The organism is Curvibacter lanceolatus ATCC 14669 (assembly GCF_000381265.1).
Taxonomy (GTDB): Bacteria; Pseudomonadota; Gammaproteobacteria; order Burkholderiales; family Burkholderiaceae_C; genus Curvibacter; species Curvibacter lanceolatus.
Window position 1 is genome coordinate 70,858 of sequence record NZ_KB906276.1, and the last position, 6,844, is coordinate 77,701.

Consider the following 6,844-nt stretch of genomic DNA (forward strand, 5'->3'; position numbering starts at 1 on the left):
TGCGCTTCGCAGAAAGCGCGGGGGGCATGTTCCATGTCATGGCTCTCCAAGTTGCATCGAACACTGCCCTGACACACGCACCTCGACGGCATGGCCGTGCGCATGCCCATCCAGAAGCCAAACGGACATCAACATGATCGTCTAGACCAGATGGCGGGCCCTCCATGGCAAAGACGCATTCATCTTCAAGCTACAACCGGCCCACTTGAGAAGGCGCAGCGCCCCCGCCCCCAGCGCAACCCCAGGCTCACCCCCGCCGCCAGCACCAGCAGCCCCGCCATCAGCAACAGCCCATTGCGCGTGCTGCCCGTGGCCTGTTCGATCAGCCCCATCACCGAGGGGCCCAGAAAGCCCCCCAGCAGCCCGCAGGTGTTGACCAGTGCAATGCCCCCGGCCAGGGCCGGGCCTGACAGGCGCGCGCTGGGCACCAAGAACACGACCGACTGCACCACAAAGAACATCAGCGCCGTGAGGCTGAAGCCCACCAGGGCCCCCACCGGCCCGGCCCAGGCGGCCACCAGCAGACCCAAGGCCATCACCAGCAAACCCAGCAGCAGCAGGCCCCGGCAGCGCCCGGGCGTGGTGGCCAGGCCGGGCAGGCAGAAGGCGCCCGCGGCGGCCGCCACCCAGGGGATGGCGTTGAGCAGGCCCACCTGCAGCGGGCCCAACTGCCCGTAGGTGGCGATGATGCCGGGCAGGAAGAAGATCACCGTGTAGATGCTGATCTGGTGGCAAAAGTACACCGCAATCGCCAGCCAGATCTGCGGGTCGCGCAGGGCCTGCATCAGCGCATGGCCGTGGCCTTCGGGTGCGTTGTCTGCAGCATCGGCGGCCAGGTGTTGGCGCAGCAGGCTGCGCTGCGCCGGGCTCAGCCAGGGGGCCGTGTCGGGCCCGTCGGGCAGGTGGTGCCACACCACCCAGGCCAGGGCCACGGCGGGCAGGCCCTCGATCACAAACATCCACTGCCAGCCATGCCAGCCGCCCAGGCCGTCGAGCTGCAGCAGGGCGCCTGCCAGGGGGCCGCTCACGATGTTGGCAATGCACACGCCCAGCAAGAAATAGCCCGTGGCCCGGGCCCGCTCCTGGCGGCCAAACCAGTAGGTCAGGTACAGCATCACGCCGGGGAATAGCCCCGCCTCGGCCGCGCCCAGCAGCAGGCGCATCACATAGAACGAGGCCTCGCCCTGTACAAAGGCCATGCCGGCCGACAACAGGCCCCAGGTGATCATGATGCGGGTGATCCAGAAGCGCGCGCCCACGCGGTGCATGACCAGGTTGCTGGGCACCTCGAGCAGCGCATAGCTCAAGAAGAACAGGCCCGCGCCCAGGCCATAGGCTGCCGCCGAGATGCCAAGATCCAGCGCCATGTGCTGCTTGGCCAGGGCGATGTTGGTGCGGTCGATGAAGCTGATCACATAGGCCAGCACCAGCAGGGGCAGCAGGCGCTTGAACAGCAAGGGCGTGAGGGCGGCCACGGCATCGGCATCGGCGTCAGAGAAGGCCGCCTGCGGTGTTGCGGCATTTGCAAAGTGGGTGTTCATGGTGACTCCTTGCCTTCAGAAATCAACCTGATCAGCCCCCTTCAGGGCCAGCATCTGCCGCGCCTCGTCGGGCGTGGCCACCTGCAGGTTCAGCGCACTCAGCACCTCGCGCACGCGGCGCACCTGCTCGGCGCTCGACACCGCCAGCTGCCCAGGCCCGGCCCACAGCGAATCCTCCAGCCCCACCCGCACATGGGCACCCATGGCAGCGCCCATGGTGGCCAGGCGCAGCTGGTGCCGCCCCGTGCCGAGGATGGACCAGCAAAAGCCATCGGCCAACAAGCGCTGCGCCGTGCGCCGCATGTGCATCAGGTCTTCGGGGTCGGGCCCAATGCCGCCCAGAATGCCGAACACCGACTGCACCAGCAGCGGCGGCCGCACCAACCCGCGCTCCAGAAAGTGCGCCAGGTTGTACAGGTGGCTGATGTCGTAGCACTCAAACTCAAAGCGCGTGCCCCGGGCGCCCGCCAGCAGCAAGGCGGTTTCGATGTCTTTGAAGGTGTTTTTGAACACCAGGTCGCGGCTGGCCTCGAGGTGCTGCTGCTCCCAGGCGTGCTCAAAGTGCTTGAAGCGGTGCAGCATGGGGTACAGGCCAAAGTTCATCGAGCCCATGTTCAGCGAGGCCAACTCGGGCGCAAACGCCAACACCGGGCGCATGCGCTCTTGCACGCTCATGTGCGGGCTGCCGCCGGTGGTGATGTTGATCACCGCATCGCTGTGCGCCTTGATCTGCTCCAGAAACGGCCGAAACAGATCCGGGTCTTGCGAAGGCCGCCCGTCCACCGGGTCGCGGGCGTGCAAATGCAGGATCGCCGCCCCGGCCTCAAAGGCCTCCAGGCCCGCGTCGGCGATCTGCGCCGCCGTCACCGGCAGGTAGGGCGACATGCTGGGCGTGTGGATGGCGCCCGTGGGGGCGCAGGTGATGATGACTTTGGAGTGCTGGCTCATGATGAGTCTCCGAGAAAGATTTTTGGGCAAAGCGCGGCCCCGGCCCCCGGTGCGGGGGCCTTCTGACTTGAAGTGAAGAAGAAGAGGTAGAGGAGGAAGAAGAACGCGACGCGCTAGTTCAGGGCCTGTGTCAGCCCATCCACCACCAGGCTCTGGCCGGTCACGCCGGCGGCCCAGTCGCTGGCGGCAAACACCGCCATGTGGGCGATGTCCGCCGGGCAGATCAAACGCCTCAGCGCCGACTGCCCGGTGTAAGCCCGCGCCACCTCATCCACCGGCAGGCCCGTGGCCTGGGCCCGCGCCGCGATCACGGCGCGGATGCGCGGGCCATCCACCGCACCGGGCAATAGGGTGTTCACGCGAATGCCCTCGGGCCCCAGCTCCAGCGCCAGGGTTTGGGTGAACCCCACCACGGCCCATTTGGAGGCCGAATACGCCGCCCGCCCCGGCATGCCCAGGTGGCCGGCTGCCGAAGACAGGTTGATGATGCAGGCGCCGCCACCTTGGGCCTGTGCAGCCCGCAGCCGGGGCAAGGCCTCGCGCACACACAAAAACTGGCCAGTGAGGTTGACCGCCAGGGTGCGGTTCCAATCCGCCAGCGTGATGGCCCCCACCCCGCAAGAGGGCCCAGCCACGCCCGCGTTGTTCACCAACACATCCAGCCCGCCCAGGCGCTGGTCCGCGGCCTGGAACAGCTGGGCCACATCGCCCTCGGCCGACACATCGGCCAGTGCCGTCTCCAGGCCAGGGCAATGCCCTGCAGCCTCGATCAGTGCGGCGGCATCCACATCGCACACCATCACGCGCGCGCCCGCCGCCATGAAGGCCTGCGCCATGCTCAGGCCCAGGCCGCTGGCGCCAGCGGTAATCAGGGCTCTTTTACCGGCCAGTAGGTTGTTGGGTTGAAAGGGGTTCATGGCGCAGCCTCCGTGTTGAGGCTGGGCCGATGGGTCGACAGGGCCAAGGCACCGCGTGGGTGCCCCGCCCCGGCACAACAGGTGCTGTTCCACGCTGCACAAAGGCCAAAGCCTGCTGCGCCCGGGGCGGGTGGGTGACAAGGGGGATGGGGGGCGGCAGCAGCGCGACTGCTGTGCCGGGGGGAGAAGGTAGGCATTTCCAGGCTCCTTGACGAGACTGCAAACCACCTTGCGCCTTACTACGGGCATGGGGTGGACGGGATGTTAGTAACACGTGAAAAGCCGTGCACCAGGCGTTGCCGTTCTGGTCATCCCGTCCCGAAAACTCAGCTGCGCCCCATGGGCGTCGCCACGCATTCTGACGTGAAAGAACCTCATGACGGAGAGGTTGCGCCACTTTTCTTAGGTGTTACCAGCACCAACCCTTTCGGGCTGCAGCGACTATGGGGGAGGAACCGCCTTGGCCGTCACTCGTGGAGCGAGGCAGGTTACCGGTGGTGAGTCTAGCGGTTTGGGCGGGAGGTTTTGAGGCAGCTGATTGCCTCCTTCGGCAGGAGCAGGCGAATCGGACTGGGCAACTCGGGGCGAGTTGGCAATTGGACTTGCGTGGCGGATGAAGTTGGCTGGAATAGGCTGACCTGTGCCATTCAAACGCTTGCGACGAATGTCTGCAGTCTTCCCAAGCAGACATCGGACTGGCGGCCGATTGGCCGAGGTGCTCAATCACGAGTTTCCCGCGCGCCCTTCAGCTTGAGAAGGTTCTGGAAAGCTTGTCTGGACATGCCGGCAGTTGCAGGTCCAGCGCCCCGGGCTATTCAAACGAACAGGTGCAAGTCCTCCTCCACCAAACTAACTAGCTTTGGCGCGACCTGACCACTGATCTTCACTGCCCCATTCGCGGCGAAGGCGATTTGACCTTTCAGACCTCCTAGCACAAGTTCGAACACAGCATGCTCGACTTTGTACTTCAGGCCATCAAGCACGGTCATATTCTCAACCACCATCCCTTCTTTAGACGCGAACTCCATCCGAGCCACCAAGTCGTCCGTGAGTACCGCTCCTACAACCTTCAAGCCAACGAGTTTGGAGGCATCGACCGAACTAAACACAGTAGTAGGTTGACCCTTGTCAAAGGTTATCGGCTTCACCGTGAAGCCCATTCCCGCCAAAGTCTCAAGTGCGTTAAGCAGGTCACGAACATTCCGACCCGGGTTCTCGACACGGAGGAAGGTCAGATCGCCAACCTCGACAAGTGCAAAGTCAGTGAAGCTGACGCTTTCTATCTGCTCGTAAGTCGGTAGTCCTTCCGGATCTAGCTTCGTCACTACAACTCGCGATCGCCATAGGAACCGGTACGATGCGCCATTGACACCACCAAGTACACGCGCGAAACCATAAGTCGCGGTCGCGTCAAATGGACGTGTGGCTACAAGCGCCGCCAAGTCCCGCGCCCGAGCAGGGAGCTGAATTCGAAACCACCTGTACCTGGTTTGCATTACTCGCTCCCTGCTTCCGCAGCCAAAAACTCCGACCGAAGCTTAGCCACAAGGTCCCTTGCCTTCGATTCGATGACGCGCGACAGGGCGTCAATCTCGTGCTTGTGGGGCGGTCGCCGTCTTGCTGAGACTTTGCCCTCTTCCAAGGGGTATACACCGCTCAAGATGAAAGAAAAGCCGGTGCAGTCTTTGGGATCGGCAAATCCAGCCTCGATGTCGTAAACGTTTCCCTCACCTAGCAGTTCCGTCGCGGTCCATCCCATCTTGATGATGTAATAGTCCTCTTCATCCAACAGTTCATTCAATATCTCAGAGCGACTAACGCCACTGCCGCGCAAGAAGACCCTCTCGACATGAGTCTCCGAGCCATTCTCGTCGCCGCCTGCCTCATCTTCATCATCCTCCGCATCTGGCTTGGCCTTAAACACGTACACGTCCGTCACATCGCGCCGCACAAAGTTTGGCAAAGAGCTTGCCAGTTCGTGGAAGAACTTAGAACGCAACTTGGCTGACGGAATGTCGAAAAGTGCGACGACCACCTTGGTCAATGGCTCAGATGTTGTCTTCTCAACCTTGGCGAGCAACGTTTCCCGGACTCCGTTGAGGTAGTCGTTCTGCGTATTGCGCACAACATAACCAACGTCAGATTTGACGAACTCGATTGTGCCGTCGCGAACCTGGACTTGAGAGAACTCACTGCGCTTGTAGTCGACCTCCGAATATTGAACCCGGATGGTGAAGTTGTCGCCATCGCGCGTGACCTGGACTGTGTCGCCGCTCGCTTCCATTTCCTTTTTCAACTGCTCGACGACGCCATGCAGTTCTTCGGTATCTCCAACCCCCGACACATCCATCGACGTGGTACGCTCCCGCCTCACTGCCACTCCTAGCCTTGCAGCAATCTCCTTGTGGTCGTAGTAGTCGTGAGTCAATGTGGAAAAGTACTTCGCAAGTTCGTCTCTCGGCGTCTTCTTGCTAACCACGACATTACGGCGCTGAAACAGCCTTACGACAGTCGGCGTATCCACCTTGTGCTGGTTCAGCGCGTCGAAAACGTTCTTGTCGCTCGCATAGTAGAGCGACGGACCATGCGTCCGCTTTTTCATTCCCGCCATCCCATATCTCCCGGGTTGTAGGTGCTGGTAACACTCGTGATCCGCTCGATCTGGATTTGACTCAGGATCGCTTCGCGTGCCGGGTCAAAGCCCCAAGCCTTCACGTACTTCTTCTGCGCCATGAGAAAGACCGACTTGAGGTCGTTCTGTGCATTTGAGTGGGTGATGCGCAGCAAGATTCGCTCGCCGGACTCCAGCATTTGAAATCTGGACAGACTATCTAGGAAATATTCAAACTCCTCTGGGCAGGATGCAGGCGCGTTGTAGTAGATGACGTAGCCTGCTGAATGCCCTTCGATTGCAGCGTGCTTGATGATGATGTAAGGCGCCGTCAGCGTCTCAATGGTCGCAGACTGTTCCCAAACGTCGCCCTGTCGACGCGTCATCACCAAATCAGGGTAGTAGAAGGTATAGGAACTCGGCAACTCTCCTTCGCCCTTCAGACGAATGATGTCGTTCGCAATGCTGTAAAGCCGCTGAATGTCATGGGGGCCGAGGTAGTGCAACTGCGTTCCAGGCGCAATCGGCAGTGCCTGCTGACCTGCCCCCTCCCAGCCGTACCAACCTGAAGTTAGTGAAGTCCGTCAACCAACTGGAGAATGACGGATATGAAGAAGAGCAGATTCAGCGAGGAACAGATCATTGGGTTCCTTCGACAGGCTGAGGCAGGCATGCCTATCAAGGAACTCTGCCGCAACGGCGGCTTTAGTGATGCGACTTTCTACAAGTGGCGTGCCAAGTTCGGCGGCATGCAGGTCTCGGAGGCCCAACGCCTGCGAGAGCTGGAGTCTGAGAACGCCAAGCTCAAGCGGCTACTGGCCGAGGCG

At 61.9% G+C, this 6,844-nt stretch carries 7 protein-coding genes; 1 reads left to right on the forward strand and 6 read right to left on the reverse strand.

All coding sequences use genetic code 11. The features are described 5' to 3' along the window. Positions 1-185 precede the first annotated feature (185 nt). From F624_RS0126790 to F624_RS32895, 6 genes are all read right to left on the reverse strand, one after another. On the reverse strand, positions 186-1,541 hold the full coding sequence (locus tag F624_RS0126790; protein ID WP_019577469.1) for an MFS transporter: 1,356 nt from the start codon (positions 1,539-1,541) through the stop codon (positions 186-188). A 15-nt stretch (positions 1,542-1,556) separates the two neighbouring features. Then, positions 1,557-2,489: a 3,5-dioxohexanoate:acetyl-CoA acetone transferase gene (gene kce / locus F624_RS0126795; RefSeq protein WP_019577470.1), complete on the reverse strand. Its 933-nt coding sequence runs from the start codon at positions 2,487-2,489 to the stop codon at positions 1,557-1,559. Positions 2,490-2,602: 113 nt separating this feature from the next. Beyond that, the gene (locus tag F624_RS0126800; protein ID WP_019577471.1) at positions 2,603-3,406 is read right to left on the reverse strand and encodes an SDR family oxidoreductase; all 804 of its coding nucleotides are present in this window, start codon (positions 3,404-3,406) and stop codon (positions 2,603-2,605) included. A gap of 815 nt (positions 3,407-4,221) precedes the next feature. Next, positions 4,222-4,731 (reverse strand): hypothetical protein, encoded by a 510-nt coding sequence (locus F624_RS32890; protein WP_019577472.1) that lies wholly within the window; start codon positions 4,729-4,731, stop codon positions 4,222-4,224. 170 nt (positions 4,732-4,901) lie between these two features. After that, on the reverse strand, positions 4,902-6,017 hold the full coding sequence (locus tag F624_RS0126810; RefSeq protein ID WP_019577473.1) for a hypothetical protein: 1,116 nt from the start codon (positions 6,015-6,017) through the stop codon (positions 4,902-4,904). Beyond that, positions 6,005-6,523: a hypothetical protein gene (locus F624_RS32895; protein ID WP_019577474.1), complete on the reverse strand. Its 519-nt coding sequence runs from the start codon at positions 6,521-6,523 to the stop codon at positions 6,005-6,007. Before F624_RS32895 ends, F624_RS0126810 begins: the two co-directional genes overlap by 13 nt. Positions 6,524-6,625: 102 nt before the next feature. Here F624_RS32895 and F624_RS0126820 point away from each other — a divergent pair. Then, positions 6,626-6,844, forward strand: a 219-nt coding sequence (locus tag F624_RS0126820) for a transposase (RefSeq protein ID WP_031256420.1), incomplete at its 3' end; no start/stop codon positions are given.

Bases quoted from the DNA above. Each gene is read 5' to 3' on its own strand.
- F624_RS0126810 (WP_019577473.1), bottom strand. From the start codon at position 6,017: ATGGCGGGAATGAAAAAGCGGACGCATGGTCCGTCGCTCTACTATGCG.
- F624_RS0126800 (WP_019577471.1), bottom strand. From the start codon at position 3,406: ATGAACCCCTTTCAACCCAACAACCTACTGGCCGGTAAAAGAGCCCTG.
- kce (WP_019577470.1), bottom strand. From the start codon at position 2,489: ATGAGCCAGCACTCCAAAGTCATCATCACCTGCGCCCCCACGGGCGCC.
- F624_RS0126790 (WP_019577469.1), bottom strand. From the start codon at position 1,541: ATGAACACCCACTTTGCAAATGCCGCAACACCGCAGGCGGCCTTCTCT.